The 16,506-nt window shown below is 36.4% G+C and carries 13 protein-coding genes; all 13 read left to right on the forward strand.

Annotation, left to right across the window (positions count from 1 at the left end):
• Nucleotides 1–9 precede the first annotated feature (9 nt).
• The 13 genes from HNQ94_RS17305 to ftsA all read left to right on the forward strand — a co-directional run bounded on the left by HNQ94_RS17305 (nt 10) and on the right by ftsA (nt 16,443).
• A complete protein-coding gene (locus HNQ94_RS17305; RefSeq protein WP_174497496.1) occupies nt 10–2,250 on the forward strand; it encodes a penicillin-binding protein in 2,241 nt (746 codons plus the stop codon).
• Between the two features lie 84 nt (nt 2,251–2,334).
• Nucleotides 2,335–4,278 (forward strand): stage V sporulation protein D, encoded by a 1,944-nt coding sequence (locus HNQ94_RS17310; RefSeq protein WP_174497497.1) that lies wholly within the window; start codon nt 2,335–2,337, stop codon nt 4,276–4,278.
• 502 nt (nt 4,279–4,780) lie between these two features.
• Nucleotides 4,781–6,256: a UDP-N-acetylmuramoyl-L-alanyl-D-glutamate--2,6-diaminopimelate ligase gene (locus HNQ94_RS17315; protein ID WP_174497498.1), complete on the forward strand. Its 1,476-nt coding sequence runs from the start codon at nt 4,781–4,783 to the stop codon at nt 6,254–6,256.
• Entirely contained in the window at nt 6,256–7,620 is a 1,365-nt protein-coding gene (locus HNQ94_RS17320; RefSeq protein ID WP_174497499.1) for a UDP-N-acetylmuramoyl-tripeptide--D-alanyl-D-alanine ligase, read from the forward strand. Before HNQ94_RS17315 ends, HNQ94_RS17320 begins: the two co-directional genes overlap by 1 nt.
• Before the next feature lie 38 nt (nt 7,621–7,658).
• Nucleotides 7,659–8,645: a phospho-N-acetylmuramoyl-pentapeptide-transferase gene (gene mraY, locus HNQ94_RS17325; protein ID WP_174497500.1), complete on the forward strand. Its 987-nt coding sequence runs from the start codon at nt 7,659–7,661 to the stop codon at nt 8,643–8,645.
• Nucleotides 8,642–9,988, forward strand: coding sequence for a UDP-N-acetylmuramoyl-L-alanine--D-glutamate ligase (murD, locus tag HNQ94_RS17330; protein WP_174497501.1), 1,347 nt, complete (start codon nt 8,642–8,644; stop codon nt 9,986–9,988). The genes mraY and murD overlap by 4 nt, the downstream gene beginning before the upstream one ends.
• 61 nt (nt 9,989–10,049) lie before the next feature.
• Nucleotides 10,050–11,162 carry a stage V sporulation protein E gene (spoVE, locus tag HNQ94_RS17335; protein WP_174497502.1) on the forward strand — a complete coding sequence of 371 codons (1,113 nt, stop codon included), beginning with the start codon at nt 10,050–10,052 and terminating at the stop codon, nt 11,160–11,162.
• Nucleotides 11,163–11,309: 147 nt separating this feature from the next.
• Nucleotides 11,310–12,215 (forward strand): UDP-N-acetylmuramate dehydrogenase, encoded by a 906-nt coding sequence (murB, locus tag HNQ94_RS17340; protein ID WP_174497503.1) that lies wholly within the window; start codon nt 11,310–11,312, stop codon nt 12,213–12,215.
• A 188-nt stretch (nt 12,216–12,403) separates the two neighbouring features.
• The gene (locus HNQ94_RS17345) at nt 12,404–13,201 is read left to right on the forward strand and encodes a cell division protein FtsQ/DivIB (protein WP_174497504.1); all 798 of its coding nucleotides are present in this window, start codon (nt 12,404–12,406) and stop codon (nt 13,199–13,201) included.
• Nucleotides 13,198–13,908, forward strand: coding sequence for a DUF881 domain-containing protein (locus HNQ94_RS17350; RefSeq protein ID WP_174497505.1), 711 nt, complete (start codon nt 13,198–13,200; stop codon nt 13,906–13,908). The genes HNQ94_RS17345 and HNQ94_RS17350 overlap by 4 nt, the downstream gene beginning before the upstream one ends.
• 7 nt (nt 13,909–13,915) lie before the next feature.
• On the forward strand, nt 13,916–14,629 hold the full coding sequence (locus HNQ94_RS17355) for a DUF881 domain-containing protein (protein WP_174497506.1): 714 nt from the start codon (nt 13,916–13,918) through the stop codon (nt 14,627–14,629).
• Between the two features lies 1 nt (nt 14,630).
• On the forward strand, nt 14,631–14,996 hold the full coding sequence (locus tag HNQ94_RS17360; protein ID WP_174497507.1) for a small basic family protein: 366 nt from the start codon (nt 14,631–14,633) through the stop codon (nt 14,994–14,996).
• Nucleotides 14,997–15,147: 151 nt separating this feature from the next.
• Nucleotides 15,148–16,443: a cell division protein FtsA gene (gene ftsA, locus HNQ94_RS17365; protein WP_174497508.1), complete on the forward strand. Its 1,296-nt coding sequence runs from the start codon at nt 15,148–15,150 to the stop codon at nt 16,441–16,443.
• The last annotated feature ends 63 nt before the right edge of the window (nt 16,444–16,506 follow it).

Here is a 16,506-nt window from a genome sequence, read left to right on the forward strand (position 1 = left end):
CGCATGAAGATGAGAAAACTTAAAGCGACAAATATAACTACCATTCTATTAATGGTAGTTTTTACAGGTTTATTTTTACTTTTATTTGGGCGTTTGTTATACATCCAAGCAGCTGGAGAAGTAGAAGGAGTAAATCTTCTTAATTGGGCTGATGAACAACGGACGAATTCCTACAGTTTAGCAGCAGAACGGGGAAAGATTTTAGATCGAACAGGTATGGTTCTAGCTGATAATAAACCAGCCTACAATATGTATGCCATTTTAAATGAAGAATACTCTCAAAATTCTGAGGAGCCGCTGCATGTCGATGATCCAACGACCACTGCAAACAAGCTGGCTCCTCTATTAAATATGGACGAAACGAAAATGTTACAAATTTTAAATGATGGTATTAGGGCGGAGAAATTTCAGGTTGAGTTTGTACCGTATGGTCAAAATTTAAATGAACAGACGAAGCAAGAAATAGAGGCTCTTTCGTTACCGGGTATTTATTTCTCAAAGGTTTCCGAACGTTACTATCCAAATGGTCAATTTGCTTCCCATTTAATTGGTTTTGCTCAAAAAACAGATGAAGGTAATTTTGAAGGTGCTATGGGAATAGAAAAATACCAGGAGGAGTTCTTGTCGGGAGAGCCGGGATATATATCCTTTCAACGGGATAATTACGCAGTAAAACTATTAAATCCTGAAGAAGTGGTGAAAAAACCAATACATGGTAATGATATTTATTTAACAATTGATCAAAAAGTGCAAACATTTTTAGAAGATGCGATGTCTCAAGTCCATGAACAGTATGAGCCTGAGCGAATTATGGCAGTAGTGATGAACCCGAAAACAGGGGAAATACTAGGAATGAGTAGTAGACCAAGTTTTGATCCAAACATTAGAGCAAATATAGAGAACTGGTACAACGACATTATTTCTTATCCCTTTGAACCGGGATCAACAATGAAAATGTTTACGATTGCTGCAGCTATTGATGCTGGTGTTTATAATGGAAGTGAAACCTATCAGTCTGGAAAATTTACATTTTTAGAAGATGTTAGACCTATTTATGACCATAAGAAAGAGGGATGGGGCCCAATCACTTATGATGAAGGGTTCCAAAGATCTTCAAACGTTGCTGTTTCTAAACTTGTTTGGGAAAAGCTTGGAACAGAAGCATTTTTAGAATATTTGAACCGTTTTGATTTTGATACGAAAACAGGTATCGATGTCGCAGGAGAAATAGAGGGTCACATTTTATTTGATTGGCCTTCAGAAAAGCTTGCCTCCACTTTCGGACAAGGTACTACTGTTACACCGATTCAATTAATGAAAGCTGCGTCAGCCATTGCAAATGAAGGAAAAATGATTAAGCCTTATGTCATTTCTAAAGTAATAGACTCTCAATCAGGGGATATTTTACAGGAAAGTAAGCCTGAAATTGTAGGAGAACCAATTAGTGCAGAAACAGCAAATCAAGTAATGGATTTGTTGGAGACAGTTGTGACATCTGAAGTTGGTACAGGAAAAGTTTACGGTTTAGAAAATTATTCTGTTGCAGGTAAGACAGGTACTGCTCAAATACCGGATCCAGAAACGGGAGGCTTTTTATCCGGAAAAGAGAATTATATTTTCTCCTTCCTTGGTATGGCACCAAAAGAGGATCCTGAATTAATGATGTATGTTGCTGTAAAAAGACCGAAACTAGCAGACACAGAAATAGGAAACGAACCGGTATCCTATATATTTAAAACTGTAATGGAAAATAGCCTACATTATTTAAATATTAAACCGGATTTAGAAAAAAACGATTTTGATGTTCAACCTTATGTGTTACCAGACTATACAGGTCAATCCATCGAATCAGTTCAACAAGAATTGGTTAGTAAACAAGCAAATGTAAAAGTAGTTGGTAGTGGAGATACAGTGAAGTCTATACTCCCTTCAGCTGGAGCTGAAATAATTCCGGGAAGTAACACCATTCTTTTAACGGATGGTGATGTGCTTATGCCTGATTTAACCAACTGGTCTCTACGCCAAGTTTTACAGTTAGGAACGTTACTCAACATAAAGGTAGATTATATTGGGACTGGTTATGTTGTAAAACAAAGCATTCCTGTAGGGACGAAAATGAATGGAAATCAGTATTTAAGTATAGCTCTCGAACCACCTAACACAGTGCTACCTGCTGAAACAGAAGACACTGTGGAGACTAACGAAGATTTAGAAGATGAAGAAGTAAATAACTCTACAACCACCGAGTAAACCTAATAAGACAGTGTTCTAATTTTGTTTTTCGCTACATATAGTGTGATACAAGCTTACCTTGTACAAAAGGATGATGATCAAATGAAGCGAGTATCTCAAGTAACAGTGCGAAAACGATTAGTCACTGTCTTTCTGTTTGCGTTAGTCTTTTTTATAATAATGAGTTTTCGATTGGGTTATGTTCAGTTTGTAATCGGTGATATGTTAATGGACAAAGCGGAAGAATTGTGGAGTCGTGATATTCCATTAAAACCTGATAGGGGAGAAATTTTGGATCGAAATGGAAACGTTTTGGTTGAAAATGTGTCTGCCCCATCTGTTGCTATTGTACCAAGACAAATTAAAAACCCTCAAGACACTGCAGAGAAGCTATCGGAAATACTTAATATGTCCGTAAAAGATGCTTACGATGTATTAACGATGACTGCTTCTGTCCACATCATACACCCGGAAGGAAGAAAATTAACAGAAGAACAAGCGATAAAAATCCAAGAATTAAATTTAGAAGGTGTATACATAGCGGAAGATTCAAAGCGTTTTTATCCTCATGACGAAATGTTAGCTCATGTGTTAGGGTTTACAGGAATAGACAACCAAGGTTTAGCTGGTATTGAGCTGTCTTATGATGACAAATTAAATGGTGAGAAAGGGTCACTATCTTTCTTCTCAGATGCCAAAGGCCATAAGATGAACGATATGGCAGACCTATATACTCCTCCAAAGGATGGGTTAAATCTAAAGCTAACAATCGATGAGCGTGTACAAACGATTATTGAAAGAGAGTTGGATTTGGCAGAAGCAAAATATAACCCAGATGGAGCAATTGGAATTGCTATGGATCCAAACACAGGTGAAATACTAGCAATGTCTAGTAGACCAAATTTTCATCCAGCTGAATTTCAAAATGTACCTGCAGAGGTTTATAACCGAAATTTACCTGTATGGAGCACATATGAACCAGGGTCTACGTTTAAAATAATTACCTTAGCTGCTTCCTTAGAGGAAAAGCTAATCGATTTAGAAGAAGATGAGTTTAATGATACAGGTTCCATTGAAGTTGGTGGAGCTCACTTACATTGCTGGAAAAGTGGGGGACATGGCCATCAAACCTATTTGGAAGTAGTACAAAACTCTTGCAACCCAGGTTTCGTGACAATGGGAGAAAAACTAGGTAAAGAAAAACTATTTACGTATATTAAAAATTTCGGTTTTGGACAAAAAACCGGAATTGATCTGTCAGGAGAAGGTAAAGGAATTTTATTTAAAGAAGAAAATGTTGGATCTGTTGAGCTTGCAACCACGGCATTCGGGCAAGGGGTTTCTGTAACACCAATTCAACAGGTCACAGCAGTATCTGCCGCTATTAACGGAGGGTATTTATACCAACCATATGTGGCAAAGGAATGGATAGATCCTATTACGGGAAAAGTAGTGGAAGAAACGAAGCCTATTATGAAAAAGAGAGTAATATCTCAAGAGACATCAGAACAAATCCGTTATGCACTTGAGAGTGTTGTGGCCCAAGGAACTGGTGGGAAAGCATTTGTGGATGGGTATCGAGTTGGTGGTAAAACTGGTACTGCCCAAAAGGTTGGAGCTGATGGAAACTATATGAGTAACAATCATATCGTATCTTTCATCGGTTTTGCCCCCGCTGATGATCCGAAGATCGTTGTTTATCTAGCAATCGATAACCCTAAAAATACAGTACAGTTTGGTGGAGTGGTAGCTGCACCGATCGTAGGCACCATCATGGAAGATAGTCTACGTGCTTTAGGTGTTGAAGAACGGGAAAATGGTTTCGAGAAAGAGTATAATTGGCCTGAAAAGCCGAGAGTGGAAGTGCCAGATTTAATTGGTCTTACAAAGAAAGACCTACAAAAATATTTAACAAACCTTTCTATTGAGGCAGAAGGAGAAGGGGAGTATATTATTCAACAAGCTCCTAAGGCAGGAGAAACAGTTGAACAAGGCTCTACCATTAGAATATTCTTAAGCGACGATAACTCCAAGAGCAGGGAATAAAAAACGGATACAGTAGCTAGATAATCTAAGACTTTAATAAAGAAACTTTTATAAGGATTGTTGTTTTTGATCGCTGTTGATAGAAAATGATACTTAACTTTTACAGGAATTGCTCTTTGAAGCAGCTGGGTGCTAAACGGCCGATCCGGCAGAATACTTCGCGCACCTCAGCGCAAGCCCGTGGAAAGCGTAGTATATTTCCGTAGCGGTAGGAATTACACATATTAAGTTACTTCGCAGTTTAAGTATATTGCGAACAACACAACCTTTTAGAAAACACCTTTAATCAATAGGGCTTTTTCTTCATCCCCTCCTGAATGTAGCAAAGTTAAACGGGGTATTAACGTCCTTGAGCTCTACAGACTCCATCAACAGAATTTTCTCTTCGTCTAGAAGTGGTTGTCTTACGGACGATTCTCTAAGAAAAAAAGTTTATCGTCTCGACGCCTTAAATTTGCTATAATAAAAAACGAATGTTTTTAGTGAGGCAGGAGATTACTTGATGAAATTAATAGATCTTATATCAGTGTTACATTTTTATAAGTGTGATCAAGAATTAAATCATATAGAGGTATCAGGAATTGAAATGGATTCTCGCCAAGTTAAAAAAGGAGACGTGTTTGTTTGTATTACGGGATATACAGTAGATGGACACGATTTTGCTGAGCAAGTTGCAGAGAAGGGGGCTTGTGCTGTTATAGCAGAGCGCCCTCTTTCCCTTGATATACCCGTTATTGTAGTAAATGATACAACGAAAGCTCTGTCACATCTAGCTAATCGTTTTTACAATAATCCTAGTCAAGCATTTCGATTAATTGGGGTAACGGGAACTAATGGTAAGACCACGTTAACTTACCTCCTAAACGAAATTTTTGAAATACAAAAGGAAACGACAGGGTTAATTGGTACCATTCAAATGAAAATTGCAGAGAAAAAGTACTCTGTTCAAAATACTACTCCTAATGCTTTAGTCTTACAAAGGGCCTTTCATGATATGGTAAAGGAAAAGGTCACAACTGCAGTGATGGAAGTTTCTTCCCATGCATTAGATTTAGGAAGAGTATATGGAACAGACTTTGATATAGCTGTATTTACCAATCTTTCACAAGACCATTTAGATTATCATAAAACGATGGATGACTATTTCCGGGCAAAGAGTTTGCTGTTCTCGCAAATGGGGAATGTTTACACGGGGAAACCTAAATATGCTGTGATTAATGCTGATGATCCATATGGAGAAAAACTCGCTAGAAGTACTCCGTATGAAGTGGTAAAGTATGGTTTAAACGAAAATGCAGATGTACAAGCAAAAGACCTTGAGTTACATGCAAATGGAACGTCATTTAACATGATTACTCCTGTTGGAAATGTACATATTAAAAGTCCATTAGCCGGTAAATTCAGCGTTTATAACATATTAGCAGCTAGTAGTGCAGCCATTTGTGCAGGAGTTTCGCTTAAGACACTTCAGTACGCTTTTGCTAATACGAATGGTGTGCCTGGTAGATTTGAAACGGTTCAAAAAGACCAAGAATTCGGGGTCATTGTTGATTATGCGCATACACCTGATTCTTTAGAAAATGTACTTACTACTGTCCAAACCATTGCTACTGGCAAAATTTATGTTGTTATTGGGTGTGGTGGAGATAGGGATAAAGGAAAAAGACCTAAAATGGCAGAAGTAGCTGTAAAAGGCAGTCATTTAGCTGTTTTCACTTCGGACAACCCTCGAACAGAGGACCCATTTGCTATTTTAGAAGATATGACACGAGACATTTCCTCTCAAAATTTTGTGGTAGAGCAAGATCGTAAAAAGGCGATTGCATATGCTATAAATAAAGCAGAAGCTGGAGATGTAGTACTAATTGCTGGCAAAGGGCATGAAACGTATCAAGAAGTTGATAAACAACGTTTTGAGTTTGATGATCGTGCAATTGCTGGACAATTGATAGAGGAAAAGCTAAAGGGGCGTATATAATGGTCAAATTTACAACAAATTGGCTCACTACTATCTTTCCAAATTATAAGGGGAAAGCATTAGATTCTATTAATATCTATGAAGTATTTACAGATAGTCGAAAAAAAGCAAAGTTTAGCCTATTTGTTCCCATAGTAGGAGAAAATTTTGATGCTCATGATTATTTAAAAGATGCGATCAACATGGGAGCGGTTGCTTCACTTTGGCAAAAGGATAAAGAAATACCGCGATTCCTACCAACTGATTTCCCATTGTTTTTTGTTGAAGACACAATAGTAGCAATGCAGCAGCTGGCAATGGCATATCGAGAGCATGTAGATCCAAAAGTAATAGGAATTACAGGTTCTAATGGAAAAACAACGACGAAGGACTTTTTCGCAAAAGTTTTTGAAACGACGTATAAAACAGAGAAAACAAAAGGTAACTTTAATAACCATATTGGACTTCCATTAACTATTCTTAGCATGGAACCAAACACAGAAGTGCTAATACTAGAAATGGGAATGAATCACTTTGGGGAAATCGAAACGTTGTCTAATATAGCCAAGCCAGATATTGCAGTTATTACGAATATTGGGGAATCCCATATTGAATATTTAGGTTCCAGAGAAGGAATAGCAAAAGCTAAGAGTGAAATCACTTCTGGATTAAAAGAAAACGGAAAACTAATCATCGATGGGGATGAGCGATTACTTCAAATATTAGTAAATAAATATGATACGGTTCGAATAGGATTTAATAAAGAGAACGATGTCGTTATTGAAAATGTAGGAGTAAACAATGATGGTACTGTGTTTACCATTGAAGATCAGTCTTTTGAAGTGCCATTACTAGGAAGACATCAAGCGAAAAATGCAGCATTTGCTATTATTGCTGCAAGATTCTTTGGATTAGATGATAATCAAATTCGCGATGGTTTAAAAAATGTTGAATTAACAGGGATGCGTTTTGAGAAAATAGAAACAAAAGAAGGGGCTATCCTAATTAATGACGCTTATAATGCATCTGCTACCTCTATGAAAGCCTCTATCGAAGTTGTTAAGGAAATGAATGCCAATCGTAAGGTACTAATCCTTGGTGATATCTTAGAATTAGGTGAACATTCGAAAAGTTTCCACCGCTCTATCGCAGAGGTAATTACCCCTCCAATACATGCAGTTTATACGTATGGTGTGGAAAGTGAAGAAATTTTAAAAGAACTTAAAAAGAGAGATAGTACTATTCAGACCTTTGCGTTTCAATCAAAGGAGAAATTAACTAAAGAGCTTCGCAAAGAGTTAAAAGCTGATACTCTGCTACTATTTAAGGCTTCAAGGGGAATGAAGTTAGAGTCGATTATTGAACAGCTTTCATCAGGGGAGTAGTATGTAAGGACTTTAGTCCAAAAGGGAGGAGCCCAACAATGTCACAAACAATCTTACTCATTACAATGGCTGTTTCTTTTCTTATAACTGTATTAATATCGCCCTTTGTTATACCATTTTTACGAAGACTGAAGTTTGGGCAAAGTATAAGAGAAGAGGGGCCAAAGTCACATCAAAAAAAATCTGGTACACCTACTATGGGTGGGCTAATGATCTTGATTTCCGTATCAATCACAACCCTTATTATGGCAACAAAATTTAATCCGAATCCAATTAGTTTTGAAGTTTTTTTACTTCTATTCGTTTTAATAGGATACGGACTACTTGGATTTTTAGATGATATTATTAAAATTGTTAAAAAACGGAACCTAGGATTAACATCCAAACAAAAAATGCTCGGTCAATTGATTATTGCCATTATTGTTTATCTTATATTAGACCAGCATGATTTTCCCACTTATATAGGTATTCCAGGGACAGATTGGCAAATTAATTTAGGTGCAGGCTATGCCCTATTTATTTTATTTATGTTAGTAGGGTCATCAAATGCGGTGAATTTAACAGATGGTTTAGATGGTCTTCTTGCTGGGACTGCTGCTGTCGCATTTGGTGCTTTTGGAATTATGGCTTGGCATGGAAACCCACAATTTGAAATAGCAATATTCTCCCTTGCTATTGTAGGTGCTTTATTAGGTTTCCTAGTTTTTAATGCACACCCAGCAAAGGTATTTATGGGGGATACGGGATCGCTAGCTCTTGGGGGAGCAATTGCGATAGTAGCTATTTTAACAAAATTGGAATTATTACTCGTTATTGTTGGTGGCGTATTTGTCATCGAAACGTTATCTGTCATGATTCAAGTTATTTCTTTTAAAACAACAGGAAAGCGTGTGTTTAGAATGAGTCCTCTCCATCACCATTATGAACTGAAAGGATGGTCAGAGTGGAGAGTAGTCGCGACGTTTTGGGTAGTCGGAATCTTATTCGCAGCATTAGGCATATATATTGAGGTGTGGTTAGGTTGAATACATTAAAACAATTTCCTTATGAACGGGTTCTCGTATTAGGTCTTGCTAAAAGTGGTGAGGCTGCAGCACGTATTTTATTTGAAAATGGCAAAAAAGTACGTGTCAATGATATGAAGAAAGAAGAAGAGAACCAAGCAGCAAAAGAATTGAAGGCACTTGGAATGGAAGTTATAACAGGGGGCCACCCTTTATCTGTTCTAGATGATGTAGAAATTATTGTTAAAAACCCTGGAATTCCATACGACAATGTCATAGTCAAAGAAGCGTTAAGTCGAAATATTCCTATCATCACCGAGGTTGAACTAGTAGGCCTTCTGTCAAGGGGTAGTTTTGTTGGGATTACAGGTTCTAACGGTAAAACGACAACGACGACATTAATTTATGAAATGTTAAAAGCGAGTGGAGAAAAAACAAAAATTGCTGGAAATATTGGAACAGTTGCTTGTGAGGTGGCAAAAGATGTGCAGGAGGATGAAAAGTTAGTCATTGAGTTATCATCCTTTCAATTATTAGGAACACAAACATTTCGGCCACATGTTTCTGTGTTTTTAAACTTATTTGAGGCTCATTTAGATTATCATAAAACATTAGACCATTACGCTTATGCGAAAGCGAAAATATTTGCTAATCAAACGGAAGAAGATTATGTGGTTTATAATGCAGATGATGGATTAGTTACTTCTTTAGTTCAGGAAGCAAATGCTCAAACTGTTCCTTTTTCTGTAAATGAAAAGGTGAACAACGGAGCGTGGGTGGATAATAAGTACGTCTACTTTCAAGATCAAAAGATCATTGAGCTGAAAGAGATTGTGCTAGTCGGTAAGCATAATTTAGAAAATGTTTTAGCTGCTATTGCAGCGTCTCGTTTAATGGGAGCAACAATTGATGGAATTCAAAAGGTACTAACAACATTCCGTGGTGTTCCTCACCGATTACAATTTGTCAGAGAACTTAACGGAAGACTGTTCTATAATGATTCAAAGGCTACAAATATACTTGCCACTTCTAAAGCATTATCGGCCTTTAACCAACGTGTTATTTTACTTGCTGGTGGTTTAGATCGTGGAAATAGTTTTGAGAGCTTAACTCCTTACTTGACTAATGTAAAAGCGATGGTTTTATTTGGCCAAACGGCAGAAAAAATTAAAGAATCAGGAGAAGTTGTAGGGATAGATCAAATTGAAATTGTCGATAATGTAGAACAAGCTGTTCATAAAGCTTATCAAATTTCAAATGAAGAAGATATTATTTTACTATCACCAGCATGTGCTAGTTGGGATCAATATCGTTCATTTGAAGAACGTGGTGACATGTTTGTCAATACGGTGCATAAGCTATAATAGGGGCTTGTTTCACTCATAGCCCCAAATTCCAGATAAAGAGGAATTGGGGGTGTTTTTTTTGGCAAAAAGATCATCTGGAAAACTCCGAGCGCCAGATTATACATTGTTAATAATCATTTTTTCCTTGCTATTAATTGGGGTTATTATGGTTTATAGTTCGTCTGCTATATGGGCGGAATACAAATTAAATGATCCGTTTTTTTACGCGAAACGGCAGCTTTTATTTGCATTTGTTGGTTTATTTGTTATGTTTTTTATGATGAATGTTCCCTATCAAAAATGGAGAGATTATTCAAACATTATTTTGATTGTCTGCTACGTTTTATTAATCGCCGTGCTAATTCCAGGGATAGGAATGGTACGTGGTGGGGCAAGAAGTTGGATTGGTGTAGGGGCATTTAGTGTTCAACCAGCAGAATTTATGAAGTTCGGCTTAATTATTTTCATGGCAAAAGTACTTTCAGAAAGACAAAAATATATTACTTCATTTAAGCAAGGTTTTTTACCATCTTTACTTTTAGTTTTTGTTCCTTTTGGTTTAATCATGTTACAGCCAGATCTCGGAACGGGTGTCGTTTTAGTTGGGACATGTTTCGTCATGATTTACATAGCTGGAGCAAAAATATCCCATTTTGCTGGATTAGGTTTATTAGGATTAGTTGGATTTGCTGGCCTTATTATTTCGGCTCCATATCGTATTGATCGAATTCGGGCATTTCTAAACCCATGGGAAGATCCATTAGGTGATGGGTTCCAAATTATTCAATCCTTATATGCGATAGGGCCAGGTGGTTTAATGGGAATGGGGTTAGGGCAAAGCTTACAAAAATTCTTCTATTTACCCGAACCCCAAACAGACTTTATTTTTTCTATTTTAGCCGAAGAACTTGGATTTATCGGTGGTGCATTTGTCATATTACTTTTCTTCTTATTAATGTGGAGAGGGATTAGAATTGCCCTTCATGCGCCTGACTTGTTCGGTAGTTTATTAGCACTAGGTATTGTTGGGATGCTAGTAATTCAAGTGTTCATCAACATAAGTGTTGTTATTGGTCTAATTCCAGTTACAGGGATTACGTTGCCATTCATAAGTTATGGTGGATCATCATTGACCCTAACCTTGTTATCTGTTGGGGTATTGTTAAATATAAGCAGGTATGCAAAAATTTAAGAAATTCCTTGCCACTTTAGGCAAGGAATTTTTTCTGTGAAAAGATAATATGGGTTCATGTCACAAAAAGAGGGAAACCATGATAAAATAATGGATGGGTATTTATTTTATGAACAATGATACAGTAACATATAAAGGAGGATGCTCATGGAAACAATCATTCAAAAGCTGACAGAAGCAAATGTAGGAAAAGTAAAAGAAAATGAACTACTATCAAAACATACAACTATTAAAATTGGCGGACCAGCTGATTTATTTATAGAACCAAACAGTATTGAGGGACTAAAAAAAACAATTGAAATTTTAAATGCGTTTAACACGCCTATTCGCGTAATAGGAAGAGGATCCAATTTATTAATTCCCGATGAAGGTCTGCGTGGTGCTGTTATTAAGTTCGGCGTAGGTCTTGATCATTTGGAGGAAAATGAAGACCATATTACAGTAGGCGGGGGTTATCCCCTAGTCAAACTAGCGACGATTATGAGTAGAAAAGGAAAGCGAGGATTAGCATTTGCTGGTGGTATTCCTGGTAGTGTCGGTGGTGCAGTTTATATGAACGCAGGAGCCCACGGTTCTGACATGTCGAACATTTTAGTCAAATCACTAGTTCTTTTTCCGGATGGAACATTAGAATGGCTTACTAATAAAGAAATGAAATTTTCCTATCGGACATCAGTTTTACAAGAAGAAAGAAGAGGATACTGTGTAGAAGCAGTTTTGAAGCTTGAGAATGGAGATAAGGAAGAAATAGTAGAAGAAATGAAGAAATATAAGGATTATCGTAGGGATACACAGCCTTGGAGTCATCCTTGCTGTGGAAGTGTGTTTAGAAATCCACTACCTAACCATGCCGGAAAACTTGTGCAAGATGCCGGTTTGAAAGGCTACCAAATTGGAGGGGCTAAAATTTCTGAACTACACGGGAACTTTATTGTAAATGAAGGAAACGCAACGTTTGAGGATGTAATGGCCTTAATTGATCATATTAAAAAAACAATAGTAGAAAAATATGATGTTAAAATGGAAACCGAAGTAGAAATCTTAGAAAACTAGGTACCTTCTCTTATTTCATTCTGCTTTTAGTGTGATATAATTATTTATTATAGTTGTAGACTTTCTGTATTGAAATCTTTTGGGAAGTACTAAAAGTGACAACCGAAAAACGGCATGGTTTCATGCCGTTTTCTTATACGTAAGGATAGTTATCACAATGAAATTAGTTAAGGGGAAGTAAAAGGATTATGGCTGATAAAAAAATAGTATCCATTGAAGACCGTATTCCAAAATTAAAAGCGGCTAGAAAGAAAAAGGCTAATAGACGATTAGTTTTTTATTTATTTTTATTTTTCATTTTAATCCTAATTATTTTGTATCTTCAGTCACCTCTTAGCCATGTGAAGCATATTGTTGTCCAGGAAAACACCTTTTTAGAGACTGGTGAAATAATCAACCAAAGTGAGCTTAAAAAGGGAAGTAATATTTGGAATTTAAAGTTTGAAGAGATAGAAAATAGTATTTTGGAGCTTCCCGAAATAAAAAACGTAGAAATAAGAAGGAAATTGCCGAATACTGTTGAAATAAAGGTTGAAGAATATTTGAGAGTTGGGTATGTTAAGTATGAAGGAAGTTTTTTTCCAATACTCGAAAATGGACAAGCATTAAAAAACAAACCAGTTGATACTCCTGGTGGAGATGCACCTATATTGATAGGTTGGGAAAATAGTACCTATTTAGCTGAAATGACAAAAGAGCTACGTTCACTAAATAATAGCTTGAGTGCACAAATTTCAGAAATTCATTGGGCACCAGAGGATACAAATCCGTATAAAATTCAATTATACATGGTAAATGGGCGAGAAGTTATTGCCTCTATCCGAAATTTTTCAGATAAAATGAGAGCTTATCCTTCCATTGCAGCTCAAATTGACCCTGAACAAAAAGGTGTTATACATATTGACTTAGGGGCTTTCTTTGTACCATATGGTGAAACGATAGAAGAAGATATGGAGAATGCGGAAGAAGGAGAGAGTGTGGAATGAAATTGAAGGGTAGTCATGTTATATTCTCCTTCATTTTACTTGTTACTGGTTTTCTAGCAGCCTTTAGTTACCAAATAACAAAAGAAGAATCAAAGGTTGTGAAGCTAGAAAGTGATCAATTAGAACAAGATTATTTTTATAGACAACAATTAAACGAAGTAGAACAGAAAAATAAACAATTGCGCAATGAACTAGTTGCACTTAAAGAGCAGATTAATAATTTTGAAGAAGAATTAGGAAAACAAGAGGAAGTTGTTGCTGGTTTTTTAGACGATAAACAAAAGCTTCAAATGTTAACGGGTGAAGTACCCATTCGTGGTTCGGGAATTTCTGTCACGTTAAAAGATGCAGAATATGTACCGGACGATGAAAGTGTTAACGTTAATGACTATATTGTACATGATCTTCATGTGCACAAAGTGGTGAATGAACTGTTGTCTTCTGGTGCATCTGCCATTTCTATTAACGGACAAAGATTACTAAAAAGTAGCTTTATTACTTGTATAGGTCCTGTTATATCGGTAGATGGTGTTCAACACCCAGCACCGTTTGTCATAAGTGCGATAGGAGATGCAGATATTTTAGAGACAAGCTTAAAACTACAAAATGGTGTCTTAGAGCAATTAGTGATGGACAATGTTGAGGTTACTATTGAGAAGAAAAACGAGTTAAAAATGAATGCTAGGGTTTCTGGTGAAAGGTGGTAAGTTTTTCTTGAGGAGAAAAATGTTATTAGCATTTGTCTCTTTGTTGGCTGGACTTATGGTTGCTGTTCTTTTTCAGTCCAACCAAACAACAGAAGTCAGGGATACAAGGGATTTATGGGAAGTTCGTACAGACTTACGTGAAGAACAGTTAAAGCAGCAAAACTTGTATAAACAAATAAGGGATGCTGAGATAATAATTGAACAATATGAAGGTAAATCAGATCGTGAAAAGCTGGAGACATTAAAGGAATCTGTTAATGTATTAAAAGAGAAAGCAGGATTGACAGAAATTAAAGGCAAAGGTCTTGTCATTCGTGTAAATCCACTTTACCAAGATTTACAGTTTGGTCAAGTGTACCCTACGGTACCACCTGAATTATTACATCGTTTAATTAATGAATTAAACACATATGGGGCCAACAACATCGCTATTGCAAACGAACGTTATACGAGTATAACACCTATACGTTCTGTTAATGAATATACGTATGTAAACAATCACCCTTTACCTCCTTTACCAATGGAAATAAAGGTGCTTGCCTCAGATGTAGAAAAATTACTTGATTATATGCAGGTTAGCCGGGTGAATGATTATTTTGCTGTAGAAAATTTAGAACTTGAATACGATATAGAACATAATTTAACGTTGCCAAAGTACGACCAAAGCATTGACTTCAAGTGGTTAAATTCGGCAGATTTTGACGAAACAGGAGAATCGTAATATGTGGCTTACATTAATATTTCTCATTATTGGTATAGTATTAGGCTTATTAACAGACTTTCGTATTCCAGAAATTTATGAAAATTATCTATCCATTGCAGTATTAGCTGCTTTTGATACATTAATTGGGGGCATACGCTCTCACTTAGAACATAAGTTTGACGAAAAAGTATTCGTAACAGGTTTTTTTGCTAACGTTTCTTTAGCTGCACTTTTAGCCTTTGTTGGTGTACAACTAGGAATCGATTTATATTTAGCGGCCGTGTTTGCTTTTGGTGTTAGACTTTTTAATAATATCGCTTTGATTAGAAGGCATTTGTTGGTAAAGTTAGAAAATAATACAAGGCAGAAAAAATCGAAAATTTAAAAGGAAATCTTTATTTCTTTGTTGAATTAATTAATAATATATAATAGGAATGTATAATTCCAATTCAACAGCTTTTATGAACAAAAAGAATGAAAAGTTTCCTAAAAATTAAAACGAACATTTTGGATGCCCTTTTCAGGAGGTGCGAATTTTGAACAACAATGAAATACTAGTAAGTTTAGACATCGGAACATCCAGAGTAAAAGTTATTATTGGAGAAGTCGCAAAGGATTCCTTAAACATTATAGGAGTCGGGACAGCTAAGTCAAATGGCATGAAAAAGGGAGCCATCGTTGATATAGATCAAACTGTTCAAGCTATTCGAACTGCCGTAGAGCAAGCGGAAAGAATGGTAGATATGCAAATTGAACGTGTCGTTGTAAGTGTCAACGGAAACCATGTTCAATTACAGCCATGCCATGGTGTAGTAGCTGTTTCTAGCGAAAACCGTGAAATAGGTCAAGAGGATATTGCTAGAGTTATAGATGCTTCTCAAGTGATGTCCATTCCACCAGAAAGAGAAATCATTGATGTTTTTCCAAAGCAATTTATTGTTGATGGTCAGGATGAAATTACAGATCCAAGAGGCATGATAGGTGTCCGTTTGGAAATGGAAGGCACCCTTATCACTTGCTCTAAAACGGTTCTACATAATACGCTTAAATGCATTGAAGGAGCAGGGTTGGAAGTACAAGATGTATGTCTTCACCCATTAGCATCAGGTTCAGTTGCGTTGTCTAACGATGAAAAAAACCTAGGTGTAGCTCTAATTGACATCGGTGGCGGTAGCACTACCATTTCCATTTATGAATCTGGATTTTTAAAAGAGGCTGCTGTTCTTCCGCTTGGTGGAGATAACATAACGAAAGACTTGTCTATCGGGATGAAAACTTCTACAGAAGAAGCAGAGGAAATTAAACAAAAATTTGGACATGCTTATTACGATCATGCTTATGAAGATGAAGTATTTGAAGTAAGTATTATCGGTAGTAATCAAAAACAAACTTTTAATCAGTTACAAATATCTGATATGATTGAAGCAAGATTAGAAGAAATTTATGTTTTTATAAGTCAAGAAATAAGAAAAATGGGATATTATGACCTGCCGGGAGGGTACGTACTAACTGGTGGTATTATGAATATTCCAGGAGTATTAGAACTAGCACAAGTAGTTTTTCAATCTAATGTCCGAATCGCTATTCCAGATTATATAGGTGTTCGGGAACCACAATATACTGCAGCTGTTGGAACGTTACAGTTTGCATATCGAAATGCGAAAGTGCAGGGGAAAGAACTTTATCCTTCAGTGAAAATGCAAAGTTTTGAACAAAAAACGGTTAAACAACGCAAGAAACCGAAGACAACTAGCTCTACTAATAAAAGTGTGGAAACGAAAAAGAACAAAGAATCAGGCTTCGCGAAATTATTTAGCTACTTTTTTGACTAATTTGGCGTTTCCTTCATTACAGAAAATCTAATCTGGTAAACTTGCAAATTGGGAGGAACGAAT

The sequence above is a fragment of the Salirhabdus euzebyi genome, from assembly GCF_014207435.1.
GTDB lineage: Bacteria > Bacillota > Bacilli > Bacillales > Alkalibacillaceae > Salirhabdus > Salirhabdus euzebyi.

Excerpts from the sequence above, each read along its gene's own strand:
- murB (WP_174497503.1), top strand. The coding sequence starts at position 11,310 with ATGGAAACAATCATTCAAAAGCTGACAGAAGCAAATGTAGGAAAAGTA.
- HNQ94_RS17315 (WP_174497498.1), top strand. The coding sequence starts at position 4,781 with ATGAAATTAATAGATCTTATATCAGTGTTACATTTTTATAAGTGTGAT.
- mraY (WP_174497500.1), top strand. The coding sequence starts at position 7,659 with ATGTCACAAACAATCTTACTCATTACAATGGCTGTTTCTTTTCTTATA.
- HNQ94_RS17350 (WP_174497505.1), top strand. The coding sequence starts at position 13,198 with ATGAAATTGAAGGGTAGTCATGTTATATTCTCCTTCATTTTACTTGTT.
- HNQ94_RS17320 (WP_174497499.1), top strand. The coding sequence starts at position 6,256 with ATGGTCAAATTTACAACAAATTGGCTCACTACTATCTTTCCAAATTAT.
- HNQ94_RS17360 (WP_174497507.1), top strand. The coding sequence starts at position 14,631 with ATGTGGCTTACATTAATATTTCTCATTATTGGTATAGTATTAGGCTTA.
- HNQ94_RS17305 (WP_174497496.1), top strand. The coding sequence starts at position 10 with ATGAGAAAACTTAAAGCGACAAATATAACTACCATTCTATTAATGGTA.
- HNQ94_RS17310 (WP_174497497.1), top strand. The coding sequence starts at position 2,335 with ATGAAGCGAGTATCTCAAGTAACAGTGCGAAAACGATTAGTCACTGTC.
- HNQ94_RS17345 (WP_174497504.1), top strand. The coding sequence starts at position 12,404 with ATGGCTGATAAAAAAATAGTATCCATTGAAGACCGTATTCCAAAATTA.